Raw genomic sequence first — 460 nt, 5'->3', positions numbered from 1 at the left:
GACTACTGGGGTATCTAATCCTGTTTGATACCCACACTTTCGAGCATCAGCGTCAGTTACAGTCTAGCAAGCTGCCTTCGCAATCGGAGTTCTTCGTGATATCTAAGCATTTCACCGCTACACCACGAATTCCGCCTGCCTCAACTGCACTCAAGATATCCAGTATCAACTGCAATTTTACGGTTGAGCCGCAAACTTTCACAACTGACTTAAACATCCATCTACGCTCCCTTTAAACCCAATAAATCCGGATAACGCTCGGATCCTCCGTATTACCGCGGCTGCTGGCACGGAGTTAGCCGATCCTTATTCATAAAGTACATGCAAACGGGTATCCATACCCGACTTTATTCCTTTATAAAAGAAGTTTACAACCCATAGGGCAGTCATCCTTCACGCTACTTGGCTGGTTCAGGCTCTCGCCCATTGACCAATATTCCTCACTGCTGCCTCCCGTAGG

At 47.4% G+C, this 460-nt stretch carries 1 rRNA gene; it reads right to left on the bottom strand.

Going from position 1 to position 460, the window contains the following annotated elements:
* Positions 1-460 (bottom strand): 16S ribosomal RNA (locus KGF39_RS19500); the annotation flags it as partial.

Source organism: Clostridioides sp. ZZV14-6345 (assembly GCF_020657775.1).
GTDB lineage: Bacteria > Bacillota > Clostridia > Peptostreptococcales > Peptostreptococcaceae > Clostridioides > Clostridioides difficile_D.
This window is presented reverse-complemented; position numbering and strand designations above follow the sequence as displayed.